The 16,036-nt window shown below is 44.5% G+C and carries 22 protein-coding genes and 4 pseudogenes; 4 read left to right on the top strand and 22 right to left on the bottom strand.

The window, feature by feature from the left end; translation table 11 throughout:
- Positions 1 to 75: 75 nt before the first annotated feature.
- Complete coding sequence (ggt, locus tag AC6I8U_RS07320; protein WP_234495900.1) at positions 76 to 1,833, top strand: gamma-glutamyltransferase; 1,758 nt, start codon at positions 76 to 78, stop codon at positions 1,831 to 1,833.
- 19 nt (positions 1,834 to 1,852) lie between these two features.
- On the opposite strand, the gene AC6I8U_RS07315 is transcribed toward ggt, so the two are convergent.
- Genes AC6I8U_RS07315 through AC6I8U_RS07305 form a run of 3 tightly spaced genes read right to left on the bottom strand, consistent with a single transcriptional unit; the run spans position 1,853 to position 3,202 of the window.
- A complete protein-coding gene (locus tag AC6I8U_RS07315) occupies positions 1,853 to 2,326 on the bottom strand; it encodes a GNAT family N-acetyltransferase (protein WP_498018174.1) in 474 nt (157 codons plus the stop codon).
- A 9-nt stretch (positions 2,327 to 2,335) separates the two neighbouring features.
- Entirely contained in the window at positions 2,336 to 2,836 is a 501-nt protein-coding gene (locus AC6I8U_RS07310) for a GNAT family N-acetyltransferase (protein ID WP_498018173.1), read from the bottom strand.
- Positions 2,837 to 2,860: 24 nt separating this feature from the next.
- A complete protein-coding gene (locus tag AC6I8U_RS07305) occupies positions 2,861 to 3,202 on the bottom strand; it encodes a zinc ribbon domain-containing protein YjdM (RefSeq protein ID WP_042472737.1) in 342 nt (113 codons plus the stop codon).
- A gap of 137 nt (positions 3,203 to 3,339) precedes the next feature.
- Here AC6I8U_RS07305 and AC6I8U_RS07300 point away from each other — a divergent pair, with 137 nt between their 5' ends.
- Complete coding sequence (locus AC6I8U_RS07300; protein ID WP_234495896.1) at positions 3,340 to 3,813, top strand: peroxiredoxin; 474 nt, start codon at positions 3,340 to 3,342, stop codon at positions 3,811 to 3,813.
- A gap of 49 nt (positions 3,814 to 3,862) precedes the next feature.
- Here AC6I8U_RS07300 and AC6I8U_RS07295 read toward each other — a convergent pair whose 3' ends face one another.
- From AC6I8U_RS07295 to AC6I8U_RS07240, 12 genes and pseudogenes are all read right to left on the bottom strand, one after another.
- Positions 3,863 to 4,015 (bottom strand): hypothetical protein, encoded by a 153-nt coding sequence (locus AC6I8U_RS07295; protein ID WP_197058721.1) that lies wholly within the window; start codon positions 4,013 to 4,015, stop codon positions 3,863 to 3,865.
- Between the two features lie 117 nt (positions 4,016 to 4,132).
- Complete coding sequence (locus tag AC6I8U_RS07290) at positions 4,133 to 4,675, bottom strand: nucleotidyltransferase family protein (RefSeq protein ID WP_498018172.1); 543 nt, start codon at positions 4,673 to 4,675, stop codon at positions 4,133 to 4,135.
- A 131-nt stretch (positions 4,676 to 4,806) separates the two neighbouring features.
- On the bottom strand, positions 4,807 to 5,223 hold the full coding sequence (locus AC6I8U_RS07285; RefSeq protein WP_498018171.1) for a GFA family protein: 417 nt from the start codon (positions 5,221 to 5,223) through the stop codon (positions 4,807 to 4,809).
- A gap of 88 nt (positions 5,224 to 5,311) precedes the next feature.
- On the bottom strand, positions 5,312 to 5,773 hold the full coding sequence (locus AC6I8U_RS07280; protein WP_498018170.1) for a GNAT family N-acetyltransferase: 462 nt from the start codon (positions 5,771 to 5,773) through the stop codon (positions 5,312 to 5,314).
- Positions 5,774 to 5,799: 26 nt separating this feature from the next.
- Positions 5,800 to 6,195 carry a GNAT family N-acetyltransferase gene (locus tag AC6I8U_RS07275; RefSeq protein WP_498018169.1) on the bottom strand — a complete coding sequence of 132 codons (396 nt, stop codon included), beginning with the start codon at positions 6,193 to 6,195 and terminating at the stop codon, positions 5,800 to 5,802.
- 93 nt (positions 6,196 to 6,288) lie between these two features.
- Positions 6,289 to 6,534 (bottom strand): Rho-binding antiterminator, encoded by a 246-nt coding sequence (locus AC6I8U_RS07270; protein WP_042472714.1) that lies wholly within the window; start codon positions 6,532 to 6,534, stop codon positions 6,289 to 6,291.
- 75 nt (positions 6,535 to 6,609) lie between these two features.
- On the bottom strand, positions 6,610 to 6,993 hold the full coding sequence (locus AC6I8U_RS07265) for a hypothetical protein (RefSeq protein WP_498018168.1): 384 nt from the start codon (positions 6,991 to 6,993) through the stop codon (positions 6,610 to 6,612).
- 156 nt (positions 6,994 to 7,149) lie between these two features.
- The gene (locus tag AC6I8U_RS07260) at positions 7,150 to 7,605 is read right to left on the bottom strand and encodes a DUF3291 domain-containing protein (protein ID WP_498018167.1); all 456 of its coding nucleotides are present in this window, start codon (positions 7,603 to 7,605) and stop codon (positions 7,150 to 7,152) included.
- Positions 7,606 to 7,661: 56 nt separating this feature from the next.
- Positions 7,662 to 8,258 (bottom strand): DJ-1/PfpI family protein, encoded by a 597-nt coding sequence (locus tag AC6I8U_RS07255; RefSeq protein WP_498018166.1) that lies wholly within the window; start codon positions 8,256 to 8,258, stop codon positions 7,662 to 7,664.
- Between the two features lie 8 nt (positions 8,259 to 8,266).
- Positions 8,267 to 8,716, bottom strand: a complete 450-nt coding sequence (locus tag AC6I8U_RS07250; RefSeq protein ID WP_498018165.1) for a GNAT family N-acetyltransferase — start codon at positions 8,714 to 8,716, stop codon at positions 8,267 to 8,269.
- A 26-nt stretch (positions 8,717 to 8,742) separates the two neighbouring features.
- Complete coding sequence (locus tag AC6I8U_RS07245) at positions 8,743 to 9,177, bottom strand: GNAT family N-acetyltransferase (protein WP_498018164.1); 435 nt, start codon at positions 9,175 to 9,177, stop codon at positions 8,743 to 8,745.
- A 237-nt stretch (positions 9,178 to 9,414) separates the two neighbouring features.
- Positions 9,415 to 9,603, bottom strand: a pseudogene (locus tag AC6I8U_RS07240) (transposase domain-containing protein); the annotation flags it as partial.
- A 46-nt stretch (positions 9,604 to 9,649) separates the two neighbouring features.
- Between AC6I8U_RS07240 and AC6I8U_RS07235 the strand changes: the two are divergent.
- Positions 9,650 to 10,768, top strand: coding sequence for an IS110 family RNA-guided transposase (locus AC6I8U_RS07235; protein ID WP_498018163.1), 1,119 nt, complete (start codon positions 9,650 to 9,652; stop codon positions 10,766 to 10,768).
- Positions 10,769 to 10,940: 172 nt separating this feature from the next.
- On the opposite strand, the gene AC6I8U_RS07230 is transcribed toward AC6I8U_RS07235, so the two are convergent.
- A complete protein-coding gene (locus AC6I8U_RS07230) occupies positions 10,941 to 11,141 on the bottom strand; it encodes an IS66 family transposase (protein ID WP_498018329.1) in 201 nt (66 codons plus the stop codon).
- Positions 11,110 to 11,298 (bottom strand): annotated as a pseudogene (locus tag AC6I8U_RS07225) (transposase domain-containing protein); the annotation flags it as partial. The gene AC6I8U_RS07230 and the pseudogene AC6I8U_RS07225, both read right to left, overlap by 32 nt.
- A 46-nt stretch (positions 11,299 to 11,344) precedes the next feature.
- On the opposite strand from AC6I8U_RS07225, the pseudogene AC6I8U_RS07220 reads away from it, so the two are divergent.
- A pseudogene (locus AC6I8U_RS07220) lies at positions 11,345 to 12,464 on the top strand (IS110 family RNA-guided transposase).
- A 256-nt stretch (positions 12,465 to 12,720) separates the two neighbouring features.
- Here AC6I8U_RS07220 and tnpC read toward each other — a convergent pair.
- The 5 genes and pseudogenes from tnpC to AC6I8U_RS07195 all read right to left on the bottom strand — a co-directional run.
- A pseudogene (tnpC, locus tag AC6I8U_RS07215) lies at positions 12,721 to 14,073 on the bottom strand (IS66 family transposase); the annotation flags it as partial.
- 59 nt (positions 14,074 to 14,132) lie between these two features.
- On the bottom strand, positions 14,133 to 14,486 hold the full coding sequence (gene tnpB / locus AC6I8U_RS07210) for an IS66 family insertion sequence element accessory protein TnpB (protein WP_498018162.1): 354 nt from the start codon (positions 14,484 to 14,486) through the stop codon (positions 14,133 to 14,135).
- The gene (tnpA, locus tag AC6I8U_RS07205; RefSeq protein WP_498018161.1) at positions 14,483 to 14,794 is read right to left on the bottom strand and encodes an IS66 family insertion sequence element accessory protein TnpA; all 312 of its coding nucleotides are present in this window, start codon (positions 14,792 to 14,794) and stop codon (positions 14,483 to 14,485) included. The genes tnpB and tnpA overlap by 4 nt, the downstream gene beginning before the upstream one ends.
- A gap of 65 nt (positions 14,795 to 14,859) precedes the next feature.
- Positions 14,860 to 15,249: a hypothetical protein gene (locus tag AC6I8U_RS07200; RefSeq protein ID WP_498018160.1), complete on the bottom strand. Its 390-nt coding sequence runs from the start codon at positions 15,247 to 15,249 to the stop codon at positions 14,860 to 14,862.
- Between the two features lie 179 nt (positions 15,250 to 15,428).
- The gene (locus AC6I8U_RS07195) at positions 15,429 to 16,025 is read right to left on the bottom strand and encodes a class I SAM-dependent methyltransferase (protein ID WP_498018159.1); all 597 of its coding nucleotides are present in this window, start codon (positions 16,023 to 16,025) and stop codon (positions 15,429 to 15,431) included.
- Positions 16,026 to 16,036: the final 11 nt, after the last annotated feature.

Genomic DNA, 16,036 nt, shown 5'->3' with positions numbered 1-16,036 from the left:
CAAATAGATGTCCATGTATAGATAATCAGCCTAGCCTCTCATATTAAAAAAGCAGAAAAATAATAAGGAACCCCCATGACAACACCGTTGCTTCGGCTTATCCCACTTATCTCCCTAATCAGTTCAGTACCGGTCTTAGCGAATCAACAAGCCACCGACGCTTTTGCGCCCGAAATTGCCACAGGCTTTACCTCAAAACCGCTAGTCACAGCGGAAAACTGGATGGTTACCGCCGCCAACCCAACCGCCACTCAAGCAGGCGCAGATGTTCTTAAACAAGGTGGTAACGCCGTCGACGCCATGGTCGCTGTGCAATTAATGCTTGGCTTGGTAGAACCGCAATCAAGCGGCATTGGAGGCGGCTCCTTCCTAGTTTATTGGGACAATGAAACCAAAAAACTGACCACCTTTGACGGGCGTGAAACGGCACCTTCTGCAGCCGATGAAAATCTCTTTATTGGTAAAGACGGCAAGGCTATGAAGTTTTATGACGCAGTCGTCGGCGGTCGTTCTGTTGGCACACCGGGAACAGTCAAGCTGCTTTGGGATGTCCACCAAAAATACGGACAGCTTGATTGGGCTAAGATCGTTGAGCCGATAGCAGCGAAAGCCGAATCTGGATTTGTGATAAGTGCGCGCCTTGCCAAACTGATTGCCAACGACACTAAATTTCTAGCAAAGCACCCAACCACCGCAAGCTATTTGCTGCAAGCAGATGGCTCACCCAAAACACAAGGAACACTGCTGAAAAACCCAGAGTACGCAGCAACACTGAGGCTGATGGCAGAAAAAGGCAGCGATGGCTTCTATAAAGGTGCAGTGGCTCAATCTATTGTCGATGCGGTACGTAATGAATCCAAGACTAACCCAGGTAAGCTGTCACTAGAGGATCTTACTCGCTATCAAGTCGTTGAGCGAGAGGCGGTTTGCGCCCCATACAAGCAGTATGAGGTATGCGGAATGGGTCCACCGAGCAGTGGTGCTCTGACTCTCGGTCAGATCATGATGCTTTCTGAACCCTTTGAGCTCGATAAACTTGGTAAGGACAACCCTGTTAGTTGGCAAGTGTTAGCGGACGCATCAAGATTAGCCTTTGCGGACCGTGGGCTCTACATGGCAGACAGCGATTTCTATAACGTCCCGACGGATGGTCTACTCGACTCTAGTTATATGCGTGAGCGTAGCCAACTCATCACACCTAACAAAGCGTTAACTGAAGTGTCAGCAGGTAGTCCTCCTTCAAGTAACAGCGCTCGCCTCGCGAAAGATCAAGCCATTGAGCTTCCTTCAACGACGCATTTCAACGTTGTCGATGGCAAAGGCAATGTCATCTCCATGACATCCTCTATTGAAAACGTGTTTGGTTCACGCGTAATGGCAAGCGGATTCCTCCTCAATAATGAGCTTACTGACTTCTCATTCGTTCCCAAGCAAGGAGATAAACTTGTTGCCAACCGTATAGAAGCAAACAAACGTCCTCGTTCCTCTATGTCACCAACGATTGTGATGAAAGAAGACAAGCCTTATATGGCAATTGGCTCGCCAGGTGGTAGTCGTATTATCGGCTACGTCGCACAAACGCTCGTCGCTCATCTAGATTGGGGAATGAACATTCAAGAAGCCATCGATCAACCACGCATGATCAACCGTTTTGGGGAGATGGATATTGAGGTAGATACGCCATTGGAAGGCTATGCACAGCAGTTCGAGAAGATGGGCTATAAAGTTAACAGCCGTGAGTTGAACTCAGGGCTGCATGCTATTCGTTTTACGGAAAGTGGCTTAGAAGGTGCAGCTGACCCTCGCCGTGAAGGTGTCGCAATCGGCGAGTAAATAACACAGAGTTTAGAACTTAGGGCACAGAACTGGGCATAGCGTCGAGCTTATAACGATAAACGCTGTGCCCTACTTCATTTTCCTCTTCCTTTGCGACTTTTTCCCAACTCAACCTTTCATACATGCCGCCCACGTTGGTATAAGCATACAAAGCAGGCTCACTGATGTTGTACGCTTCTTGTATAGCTGCCAACACTAGCCGCCTTGCCAGCCCCAATCCTCTGTATTTTGACTTTACATACACCGCGTTTAACCATAGTGCCTGTACATTCGGGTCTTCGGGTGCTGGATAACGAGTAAAAGCAATACCTGCCACGACCTCATTGTTACGCTCCACAACAATCGCTTCAGGAGTATTCGCCATATTGAGTGACTCATGAGTGAAATCGGACCATTCTTGTTGAAACAAAGCCACCAGCTGTTCTTCATAACGGGAGCTTTTGAGGACAGGGTAAAGAGAGAACAAGTAAGAGTGGCTAGATGCAGGCATAGTTGATTATCACTTAAGGGAAAGTTCAAAATGGGCCAGTTTTAATACATCCTCATTGAGGCGCATCAATTCAGGTCGCTGCTTAGTGCGGGAAAATCCCGATTTTTCAAGAACACGAATCGATGCTGGATTATTAGTAGCGGCTTTTGCGTAGACTAAACGAAGATCGAGCTTTTGCTGTGCGAGTAGTAACGAATCATGAACGGCTTGAGTCGCAATTCCGCTATTCACATAAGCATGCCCGACTCTATACCCCAACTCACATTCAGCTTCTTCGATGTTGGTGAAGTTAACACGTGCGGCAATACGATTTTCATCGATTAGAACGAGAAAAAGGCTCGTTTCACAACACTGCTCTTCGAGCAAAGCGTGTTGAGCGGTGACAAAAGACGCGTTTTGGGAGTAACTCGCGGGTCTAGCAGGAACATACTGTTCGAACCAAGCTTTGTTATCGCGTTCAAACTCGAACAGCATGTCGAAATGACAAGGGGCAAGGCTTTCTAACTTCATACTTCTCCCCTTGCCTGACAAGATTTATACGTTCGCTTTCTTAACGAACTTTGCGGTGATCATCATTTCACCGGCGCCATCGACCTTGCAGTCTAGTTGATGGTCCTTTCCATCAACTATTCTTCTGATCACCGCTTTGGTCCCGATCTTCATAACCATTGAGCTGCCCTTAACTTTAAGGTCTTTTGCCAATGTAATACGATCCCCTTCTTCCAGGCGAGTTCCATTGGCATCCTTGATGTTCAGCGTACTATTTTCTTCCGCCTCAACAGGATTCCACTCATAGGCACACTCTGGGCAGATTAATTGAGACTGGTCTTGATAAACGTATTCAGATTGACAATTTGGGCAAGGAGGGAGTGACATAACTTCATCAATTTTCTATTAATATTGAGGGCTATTTTGCACCAAAGCGTGAAATCTGTCGACCTTAGTGCCAAGCTTCGATCAGATAGTCTATCTTTGAGTAGGTAAGTCAATTCGCTAATTAATAAGGAAGAAACATGATTCAACAAGGGCAAGCTCTACCTAATGTAACCCTTAGCCAACTCACTGCAGACGGCATGGTAAATCACAATGTGGCTGAACTTTTTGCTGATAAAAAAGTAGTGTTATTTGCGGTTCCCGGCGCATTCACACCGACATGCTCAGAGGCTCACCTACCAGGGTTTGTCGTCAATGCTGATACGATCAAGGCAAAAGGTGTAGACCTTATTTGCTGCGTGTCAGTGAACGATGCGTTCGTAATGAAAGCTTGGGGTGAGGTACACAACGCCAGCGAACTGCTCATGTTAGGTGACGGCGATGCGGCGTTTACCAAAGCGATCGGACTGGATATGGACACCGCATCTTTTGGTGGCGTGCGCTCTCAACGCTACGCCATGATTATCGATAATGGCGTGGTTACTCAGCTCAATGTAGAAGCGCCAAGTCAATTTGAGGTCAGTACTGCAGAAGCCATTCTAGCTGCACTATAACCGAGACTCGTGATACCTAGAATCTGGTGTGGTCAAGTTCCAAAAAGGGTCACCACATCAGATTCGTCATTAACACGGCGAACACCACGCCAAAAGAAAAGCTCGGCCAATGCAACCCTCGCCTTTGTGCTTGTACCACCTCTCTCGCCACTTCCTCTTGAAACGTTTTCTTCCATAGCAAAGGTTCATAATTATTCTGCATAGCTTATCCTCCGTTGACTGCTGAGAGTAAGCTTAAAACCTCATGTTAAGTTGAGGTCAACAGAAAATTCATTTCACTTTTAAATGTTTATAGTGGATGGGCATATAGTGACTACTTTTAGCTTGGCTCTACAACAGTCAGTAAAGGCCACTGTCGCAACCACTGCTTTGACTCTACTCGCTTATGGAAAACGCTCAATGGTCTTTTCGGATTAGGCGATAGCTTAGCTTGGAACAGAGAATCAAAACCAAATGCAGATATACATTCAAACTGTCCAAAAGCGACTTGGCGGATCCCCACCGCTGTCTCTTTTTCTGGCCAATAACTCATAGCGTCTAGGGTACTTGTATAAGGCGCATCCCCATTTCGGGCATGCATAATGGCTTGATTTCGAACTTGCCAATGATACTGAGGCATTTTCTTGCTCAGAATGTTTTCGTAAACAAGATAGGTGGAGTCATCGGTTTCATTTGGATCAAAATACACAACATCGATGTCATTGAGTGGTGTTGAGTCTTTCTTGTTATGCAGATGGTCCCAAACCAGATTTCGAACAAACCCCGCCGCTAAATAACACTGAGGTAGCGCTAGAAGATAGACCTGATGGATGGCTTCTAGCCTGGCACTGTCATTTTCAATGAGTTGTATTATTTGATTCACTAGCTCCTACCCAAGTCATTCTACGCCAGCGTTTAAGGCTTGTTGCAATGTCCATTTCCATTCTTACTTGTTATCTTGTTAAAACCTCAAGAGGCAAGTTACGCTATCTTGGAAGACAACCCTTCAATGGGTCACTCTATGTCAGTCTTAAACCCTATATACTCTGGGGCTGTAATGCCTTCTTTGAACCATTTGGTCTTCTCTGCACTAAAGATTTGGGCTGTGGGCGATAATGAGGGTGCGCTATCAAGGCTCCCCACTGGCACAACAAGGTCGGTACCATTCTGAGATTCATGGGGTAAACCTGAACCACAACGAGAGCAGAATACCTTGGAAAAGCTTCCTTCAGGGTGGTCGAAACGCACAACTAAATCCTCTCCCTTTAACCAAGTTAAGTTGTGCTTATCCGTAATCGCGTTGGAGGCATGAGACGACCCCGTCACTTTTCGACATTGCTCGCAGTAGCAAAAATAGAAGTTCTCGAATCTATCTTCTAACTCAAACTCAACAGAGCCACATAAGCATCTACCTTTAATAGTCATAGACATCTTCTTTTCCTTCTCATTAAGTTTGATAACTTGTCTCTATTTCGCGCAGAGCAACGGCGTCAACGCCAGTAAGTCTGCACTAAGATATTTAATTTTCACGAACCATCTGTGCGTAGCCACTTTCGGCAACTTCATACGTTCTAAAACCATATTTCTCATACAGCTTGATTGCGGACGTATTTTTTGGATGAACACCGAGTCTTAGACCCGACGGAACAGATTTGATAAGTTGCTCCATTAGCGCAGACGCAATCCCTCGTCCTCGATAGTTCGGATGAACCGCTATCGCGACTTCCGGGTAATCAGAGTAGGCTTTCGTTTGACTGGACTTATAGCGTGCCTGCACGACGCCCATTGGCGCTGAGTCTGGAGACATTGCAAAGAAACCAATATCACCCTCCCTACCCCAGTTTTCATAATATGCTTTGATATGAGGAAGCTCTAATACCTCTGGACTATGGTCTGCTTCGTCGTCTGGTGTCCATAATGCAATAAGAAGCAGATCTTTTTGAAGCTGTGTGTCTCCAGCTTTTATCTCGCTAAATGTCATGTCATCCTCTATGACTGGTAAGGTGTCTAAAATCGAACCAAACGCATTGGCACAAATCGAATACCATTAAACTCCGTCTCTTCGCCTATTCGATTAAAACCATAGTTTTCGTAGAAGCTTGCTGCATTGATTGAAGAGCGCAGATCAATTTCAGACTCTGTTGAAGTCTCTAAAAGACGAGTAAGCAAGGCTTTGCCTATTCCTTTACCTTGGCTGTGTTTAGATATGAAAAGGTGAGTAAGATAGTTACCGTTACGAAGCGCTCCGTAACCGACAATTTCCTTATCAATGACAACTTTGAGTGTACAGAAAGCTGTCGTATCCAACGTAGTCTCAATATCGCTAAGTACTCTTGTAGTAAACTCAGTTTGTCCTTGTATGCTTAACAATGGCAAAACATCACAGCTTGCCACTTGTTTCACTAAGGAAACAATACTCCTTAAATCCTTTTTGGTGGCTGTATCGACTATCATAGTCCTTTTAACCCCTTCCTGGCACGGCGCTACGCGTTAGTGCTACTGAAACGTAACCTCACTAAAATGTGGATTTTTCACACTAACTGTAAGTTTAGAGATGTCCTCTAGAATAACTAACTGCTTAGTTTCGTCGATCTTCACCTCGATACACTCTTGCTTTTGGTCGTTGCGCTTAGTATCCAAGGCAACACCGTTAATTCGCTCTCCAGATTTCATCGTTAATTCTATTGGATAGTGATATAAGCAAACTATTTCAATGTAATCATATTGTTCACAGCTAATCATTGATTTCACCAAACTTGTCATCCGAATTACACATAAATGTACTGAACCATGAAAACTCTATGCTTCATCGCCATCTCATGAGCACTTAGTCAACATAAACTGCCAGTCACACTCCGTTACCCAGTCCTCGTAAACCTTTACTCTATGGTAGCCATGACGCGTTAAAGACGTAACACGAATATACGGTTTACCAAGAATCGACTTTTGACACCTCAATACCGCGGGAATACCAAACAAATACACATCGGTCGTATCGACAGTTAGGTTACTTTCACTTTTGCGCATAATGGCTATGTATTGAAATACAGCGCCGACGATCACACCACCATAAGTGAACGCACTTTGCTCCAAAGAAAAAACAAACTGTAATGCTAGTAGTACTGCTATTCCCACAATCACTGAAGACTTACAGGCATCTAGTGCATGGGGATGCTTCACGAACTCAATTTTACGCTTCATAGAACCTCCTGTTTCATTGTTCTATAGAAGGCTAAAATTGAAATCTGTTACTCAAGTACGATGCGAGTCTGTTCACATTGTCTATTGCACGGAATGAATAGCTAGGTGCTCACCCTAAAGAAGAATCTTCCAAAGCCATAGTTTTAATAGGAAATATTAATCCAAGACTTTTACATCATCAGGCGTATAGTTACTTTTAAATGTAAACGCATAAGGGCTATCACCATTCTTACGCAGATGCTCTAATCGCTCTAGAGCCTCTTCAGTGGTAGGAATATGGCTATCACTGACCCACCAAAGAACGTAACTGTCTTCATCAAGACGATGGAACCATTCGCTCTTACGTCGCATAAAGTCTCTATGATGCGTTCTGAACATAAAGTTTTTCAACGTATCTACGGACTCCCAAACGGACATGTTTACAATCATGTTTGGGTCATCAAATAGCTGGATACTGGTCGCATCACCACTTTCATCTTTTAAGCGCCAAACAAAGCCGTCACTTTCTTCCGCTATGCCATTGACCAAATCTAAATTATCAACAAAATCTTTGATTTCCGGTGCGTCTAATGGATATTTGGACAATGCTATATTTAATTGTGCTAGCTTCATTGATTCCCTTCCGTTGGTAAACTCTGAGTACATTTAGTAACTTGCTAGGCAGTACTCTAAATGTAAGCTGATATCACAGACATACAATGATCGAGCGATACTTCTTTTTCCCCTACTGGTGCAACATAGTGGATGGCTGCCATTGCGTCTTCTTTGCTGGCCAACTTACAAATAGTCCACGCAGCTAAGTACGTTGACGATAAACAACCACCCGATGTCGCGATATTCCCGCTGGCATACAATGGTTGGTCAAGAACGTCGATCCCTAACTCCTGCACCCAAGGTTTCGTCGTTAAGTCGGTGCAAGCGGGAACATCGTTTAGCAGTCCTAATGCAGATAAGAGTAGAGTTCCTGAGCACTGCGCCCCTATCACCTGCTTTGAAGAATTTAAGGAAAATCGCGATAAAATTGCTTCATCCCGAGCTACTTGTCTTGTCAGCATTCCGCTACCAAAAAGTACGGCGTCAGCTTTGTTAGCAAACTCTAGTGGTTGCTGAGCAACAATCTCAAGACCATTCATTGACGTCACCGACTTTGTCGGGCACGTTATCTGAACATTCCAGCCATGTTCTTTCATCCGATTTAAAATTGCCGATGCGATAAACGAATCTAGTTCATTAAATCCATCAAATGTTACAACCGCTATATCCATATTGTCTCCTAGTTACATAAGGCTTTGCCTAAACAGATCGATCTATCTGTATGCACATACTTTCCATATGCCTCGACCTCACTGTAACCATGGCGTTTGTAGAAGTTGATTGCCCGCTTATTTACTCTCCGTGTCGATAGCACCGCACGCTCGTAACCTTTTTGGAGAGCATAGGATTCAAGCTGTGAAATCAGATAACTACCTGCACCTTTTACTTTGGAAAACATACGCTTTAGTTCACATGACCCATTGTGATGTTTTCTGAATAACCCACAAGCTACCGCTATATCTTGGTCATAAATCACTATACATCCATCCGTACTTGGACAGAACTCGTCACGAACAAATGAGCTTTCGCCCGTGTCAGTCGTGATCGCTTTTAGTGTGACGTTTAGCTCTTGTACCAGCGCTGAAAACTCTTCACATCCGGGGTCAGTAATTTTGTACTTTAGGTGCATTAGACTCTCCAACCATGTACCGCCGTTTATGTGAGTACTAATTGATAGCGCATTTCGATGAGTTGATGCTCTCCAACTATCTCTACTTCTTGGATAAACTCAAATCCAAGTCTTTCATAGTAACCACGCAAATAGCTGTGAGCATGAATCTCGATAGAGATTACTCCTTGCTCTTTGGCATACTCAATTAACTTGTTAACGACAATGGAGGCAATACCGCGACCTCGATAAGCTTCAAGGACAGCAACTCTAGCCATAACTGAAGAGCCATCAGCATTGATAACTATACGAGCAGTCGCTACAGCTTGATTCGTTTCTGTAACAAGAACATGTTCCGCAACACAATCTAAGCCATCAAAGTCCAATTCATTCGGAATGCTTTGCTCCACCGTGAATACCTGATAACGAATAGCCTGAGCCTTTTCGATGAGTTCAATAGACTTTCCCGTTGTAATTTCCATTCCCATTTCCTTGTAAGCACATAGCACCCTGCCGATAGGCGAAAACTATTCTCTCTACCTAGCGCACTCAACTTCAAACCACTACAAGTTCACTTGTACCCTAAACACTGAGCCCATTTTGAATGAAAATAGCCGAGCGTGAGAAGCCTCTTTGTAACGTCTTGTTAGCTTACTTTGTTAAGAAGCCTATGAGAACCATAAAGCGTAAACGCCCCATGAACCCACGGGGCGATATGACTAATGTTTGAAGTTCCAAGGTAGGAGCGCATCGACATCTGGCTCTGCTTTTGCCAGCTCTTTCATGCACTTGACCATGTAGTCGTATAGGATAAGGCCGTTGGCTTTTGCAGTTTCCACGATACTGTAAAGCATCGCGCTCGCGTCAGCCCCGTTAGGATTGGCCGAGAATAACCAGATGGTATGACCTTATATACTAAGACTCACCTATGGTGCGTTTTTGGAGGTCATCAATATGGAACCCGTCAACTATTCTGCTTATATTGGGCTTGATGTGCACAAGGATACGATTGCTGTTGCGATTGCAAGTCCAGAACGGCAGGGAGAAGTTCGCTTTTATGGGAACATTTCTTCAGCAAAGGATGCCGTTATTCGTCTAATGAAGAAGCTCATCAAGCTACACAGTACGATCCTTGTCTGCTACGAAGCAGGCCCAACAGGCTACGGGCTGTATAGGTTGCTACTTAGCATGAACATAGATTGTACCGTTGTGGCTCCTTCTAGAATACCTAAGATATCAACCAACAAGATCAAAAACGATCATCGCGATGCCGTCGCTTTAGCGAGGTTGTTGAGAGCGGGCGAGTTAGTTGATGTCTGGGTACCTGACATGACACATGAAGCTATGCGTGATCTTGTGAGAGCCAGAAGTTGTGCAAAGAAAGATACTAAGGTTGCAAAGCAGCGAATTCAAAGCATTCTTCTGAGAACGGGGAAAAAGTACGAAAAGAAAATGTGGACTGTGCGCCATCGAGTATGGCTAGCCAACCAATCTTTCCCCTTGGCGTCTCAACAAATAGCTTACGAACACTATCGACAAAGCTTGGAGCAAATAGAAAATCGTATTGAGCAACTAGACCAAGAAATTGATAGGTTACTTCCTAACTGGTCGCTTTATAGCCTGGTTAATCAACTGCAAGCTTTAAAAGGTGTCGGACGTACTATTGCAATCTCCGTCGTGGCTGAGCTGGGTGATTTCTCTCGATTTAGTAATCCTAAACAAATAATGGCGTTTCTTGGTCTAATACCTGGAGAGCACTCAAGTGGTAGTATTACTCGTAAAGCTGGGATCACTAAGGCTGGAAATGTTGAGTTAAGACGGCTTCTGTATGAGGCTGCATGGGCATATAGAAACAATGCTAAGGTCGGTAGTTGGCTAATCACGAATCGACCAGATAGCGTATGCCAAGAAGCCAAAGATATATCCTGGAAAGCTCAACAGCGGTTATGCTTTCGTTACCGAAGCTTGGTAGCTAAAGGGAAAAAATCACAAATAGCAATTACTGCTGTTGCTAGAGAGTTGCTTGGATTCATGTGGGACATTGCAGTTACTACTCGAAACCAGAACGTTTAAAAATTTGCTTGAAAGTGAAGAAGCTCTGGTGAGTAATCCTCGTCAAGAATTTAAGCGACCACTTGGTTAGATGCTAGTAGCCAGATAGAGGTAAACTCATTACGAAAACCATGTTGGGGCTAAAGATCCCCGAATAAGAGTATGTATAACCCAAGTAATTGCTGATTCACTTTCAGGCAATTCTAGCGTTGAAAACATGCCTCATCTCACAGAGGAGAGAGAGGTTTTGCCTAAAAACTTGAAAAAGGTCATAAGAATTTTTTCGGCCAATGACCAGCGGTTTAATTGCGCGTTCAGCACGGTTATTGGTAAACGCCCCATGAACCCACGGGGCGATATGACTAATGTTTGAAGTTCCAAGGTAGGAGCGCATCGACATCTGGCTCTGCTTTTGCCAGCTCTTTCATGCACTTGACCATGTAGTCGTATAGGATAAGGCCGTTGGCTTTTGCAGTTTCCACGATACTGTAAAGCATCGCGCTCGCGTCAGCCCCGTTAGGATTGGCCGAGAATAACCAGATGGTATGACCTTATATACTAAGACTCACCTATGGTGCGTTTTTGGAGGTCATCAATATGGAACCCGTCAACTATTCTGCTTATATTGGGCTTGATGTGCACAAGGATACGATTGCTGTTGCGATTGCAAGTCCAGAACGGCAGGGAGAAGTTCGCTTTTATGGGAACATTTCTTCAGCAAAGGATGCCGTTATTCGTCTAATGAAGAAGCTCATCAAGCTACACAGTACGATCCTTGTCTGCTACGAAGCAGGCCCAACAGGCTACGGGCTGTATAGGTTGCTACTTAGCATGAACATAGATTGTACCGTTGTGGCTCCTTCTAGAATACCTAAGATATCAACCAACAAGATCAAAAACGATCATCGCGATGCCGTCGCTTTAGCGAGGTTGTTGAGAGCGGGCGAGTTAGTTGATGTCTGGGTACCTGACATGACACATGAAGCTATGCGTGATCTTGTGAGAGCCAGAAGTTGTGCAAAGAAAGATACTAAGGTTGCAAAGCAGCGAATTCAAAGCATTCTTCTGAGAACGGGGAAAAAGTACGAAAAGAAAATGTGGACTGTGCGCCATCGAGTATGGCTAGCCAACCAATCTTTCCCCTTGGCGTCTCAACAAATAGCTTACGAACACTATCGACAAAGCTTGGAGCAAATAGAAAATCGTATTGAGCAACTAGACCAAGAAATTGATAGGTTACTTCCTAACTGGTCGCTTTATAGCCTGGTTAATCAACTGCAAGCTTTAAAAAGGTGTCGGACGTACTATTGCAATCTCCGTCGTGGCTGAGCTGGGTGATTTCTCTCGATTTAGTAATCCTAAACAAATAATGGCGTTTCTTGGTCTAATACCTGGAGAGCACTCAAGTGGTAGTATTACTCGTAAAGCTGGGATCACTAAGGCTGGAAATGTTGAGTTAAGACGGCTTCTGTATGAGGCTGCATGGGCATATAGAAACAATGCTAAGGTCGGTAGTTGGCTAATCACGAATCGACCAGATAGCGTATGCCAAGAAGCCAAAGATATATCCTGGAAAGCTCAACAGCGGTTATGCTTTCGTTACCGAAGCTTGGTAGCTAAAGGGAAAAAATCACAAATAGCAATTACTGCTGTTGCTAGAGAGTTGCTTGGATTCATGTGGGACATTGCAGTTACTACTCGAAACCAGAACGTTTAAAAATTTGCTTGAAAGTGAAGAAGCTCTGGTGAGTAATCCTCGTCAAGAATTTAAGCGACCACTTGGTTAGATGCTAGTAGCCAGATAGAGGTAAACTCATTACGAAAACCATGTTGGGGCTAAAGATCCCCGAATAAGAGTATGTATAACCCAAGTAATTGCTGATTCACTTTCAGGCAATTCTAGCGTTGAAAACATGCCTCATCTCACAGAGGAGAGAGAGGTTTTGCCTAAAAACTTGAAAAAGGTCATAAGAATTTTTTCGGCCAATGACCAGCGGTTTAATTGCGCGTTCAGCACGGTTATTGTCTATCGATAAGTGACCGTCGTCAATGTAGCGGATGAGCTTCGGCCATTGTCCAAGCGTGTATTTTATCGCTTTACCCAACGGGCTAGACGCTATCACTTGTTGAGTTGTCATCCACTCGTACAACTCATCCAGTATTGGCTTGGCATGCTGTTGGCGTTCAGCTTTTCGTGTTTCGACAGACGCACCTTTTAAGCGGGATTCTATTCCATACAGCTTCTGGATTTTGGCCAACGCTTTATCTGCTTTGCCTGACTTACCTTTACCTTGAAGCTTCTTAGCATCCATGAACTTACGACGTGCATGCGCCAAGCAGCCGACATTGGTTACTTGATGAAGGCCATCATAAGCACCATAGCCATCGGTTTGCAGATAACCACTGTAATCCCCCAAGAAGGCAACAGGGCACGCCCTCGCGCGACTGTTTTGATAGTCGTACAAGGCGATATTTTTCACGTTGGGAAGTGCGACTTCTGGCGAGTCTGCGCCTGAGCAGTATAGCCACATGTAGCATTGCTTATCTTCCTTGAGGACATTGAGCGGCGTTTCATCCGCCTGAACCACCACTTGTTCAAGTAGGTGTGTTTTCAAGGCCGCGTAAAGCGGTGCGAACTTTTCACTGACTTGGATAACCCACCTTGCCATAGTCGTGCGCGATAGTTCGATACCCGATTGGGTAAAGAGCGACTCTTGGCGATACAGCGGCATCGCGTATTGATATTTGCCAAGAATGATATTGGCCAGCAGGCTTTCTGTCGCGAAGCTTTTAGGGATAATGCTTTGCGGCGCTGGTTTTTGAACGATGTGGCTTTTTTCTTCAGTTTGCTCGCACTGACGACAAGCATATTTAGGACGAACATATTCCAGCACTTTGAGTACCGCTGGCGAGAACTCTAGCTTTTCACTGCGGTCTTCACCGATTTTATGCAGGTTATGCTTGCAGCACGCACACTGCTTTTCATGGTCGTCTAAATCGAGTTCGATAACCTCACGAGGCAAGGTTTTTGGAAGTGGCTTACGCTTACCACGTTTCTTCGTTGTGGTGGTTGTCGTGACCTCAACCTCATCTTCCTTAGCGGCTTCACATTCCACTTCGTTGAAGAGGTCACCTTGAGATGCATCGTAAGGCTTTAACGCCTCCGAGCGTTTAGCGAACTGGCGGTCGAAGGCAAACTTGAGTTGTTCAAGTAGCGATTGGCGCTCTTGTTTCAATCGGTTTTCTGACGCCATGAGCGCTTTCACCATCGCTTGTAGCTCGGCAACATCTTGACTTTCTGGGTTGATATTTGGCGTCTTTTTCATGGCATTTATTATACTGAAATCATGCCGCTAACGCTTGGTATATAAGGCTTTATTATCGTTTAAGTCATTGTAAAATCGTTTATTCTTACGGGTCTATGGCCGATAATCGTGAAGCCTGAAAGCAGCCTATCAAGCTCAAATTGAGTCAGGGTAAACACCTCATTTTTCTCTTTTGATGGCCATTTGTACTTGGCTTTTTCGAGGCGTTTGTACCAAAGAGCAAAGCCTGTTTTATCCCAGTACAATACCTTGATTTTGTCGCGCTGTTTATTGGTGAACAGGAACAGTGCGCCACTTCCTAAAGGTAAGTCGGTGTCACTTTCGATAATCGCGGCGAGGCCGTTGATGGACTTTCTAAAGTCGACACTCTCACGATATAAATAAATCTCTGGAGCGCTAAGCATGCGTTTCATGATAGCGCTCCGATGAGTTCTGCTAAGTAAGCGGCTGGCGTGCCTTGTGGGATGCTCAGCTCAACATCATTGACGAGCAGAGTCATGTTAGCCGTTACCACTGTCGCTTGATACTTGGTTGTCTTTTCGACAACTTCAGCTTTTACGAAGCCTTGAGAAACCTCAATTTTATTGAGCTGCTGGCGCTTGGCATAAAACGTCGAAGGGTTGATCTCCTTGAGTTTGCAAAAAGCGAGTATTGACAAGGAACTCGATTCAGATTGCTCGATAAGCGTTTGCCATTCTTGGTTAGTGCGTCGTTTTCCCATTTCAAATCTCCTTATGGTTGGAGATTTGATCTTATTGTTCGTTCTAGGTGATTAGAATGCGGGGTTTATGATGCGCTTACCATAAAGCTGTTGTGCAGTGCATGAGTAGAGAGAGCGACTGTGAAGCCTGTATTTGTTGAATTTTGTCGCCAAACTAGAAATGCGATACTAAAAATGACAAAAGGAATGAACGTAAATACGCCCCAAAGAGGGTGGCTCATTGAATGCATTAACGAAAATATGAATGCGCATAGAAAAGCAGGAAGAATAATCCTGTCTGTAAATTCTGTAATGAACAATAGCAGCGCAACCATCAATAACGTCTCTATAGCAGGGCCAAATAAAATTGAACCAAAGCTATCGACTATTGATACTTCTATATCAGGACCATCAAATGGAAGTCCCCAAATAAGATCGACAAGCAGAACTAGTGCGGCTGCGACGGAAAATGACATAAGGGACGCTTTCACGCAATAAACTAACTTGGATTCCTTATTACGTAGTAGAAACACACTTCCCCCCATGTTAGCTAACACCCAGTTAAGTAGCAGAAACCGACCACAGTACCCAGACAAAGCCATCACAATTATTAAGCAAAAATCATCAACTGCTAGCCGCTTGCTTGAACTGCTTACTATGTCCGCTTCACCGCGACCACGGAAAATGTATGCCAATGCTTCATTCTCCCCAATGAAGTTTTCGCTTCCTCATCACGTTCAAAGAACCTGACAATTTCAAAATCTGAAAACAAAGCCTCTACCTCAGATTCAGATAAAGGTGTTGTCGGGCTGCGATAGTTGTTAGCCCAACTGTCTTTGAAACCCATGAAGTCTCCAGCAAACACTCCGCCGATTTCGATTGAAGATTTAATCTTGTTCCATGTCACTTCAAATTGTTTTGGGTCTGCAAAGAACAAACTTGAGTTTGCGATTACTACTCCGGATTTTGGGCAGTCGAATGTTTCAAACGAAGACTCAGTAATATCCACTAATGACTTTGACCCAAACCTGTCTCTACAAATAGCGACCGAGTCAGGGTTAGTATCGAAGCCATGAACGTTAAAACCTTGCTGCTCTAGATACTCGATATCACTGCCTGTTCCACAACCACAGTCAGTGGCAACTTTGAGCTTTGATTCATTGAGCTGTACGGCAAACTCAGTACGTTTTGAATGCGGGCGAGAAAGTGCTTTTTCGTAGTACTGGCGCCAAATTTCAGAATTATCATCCATAAGCTTCTGAT

The organism is Vibrio sp. KUL80, from assembly GCF_059725495.1.
This window is presented reverse-complemented; position numbering and strand designations above follow the sequence as displayed.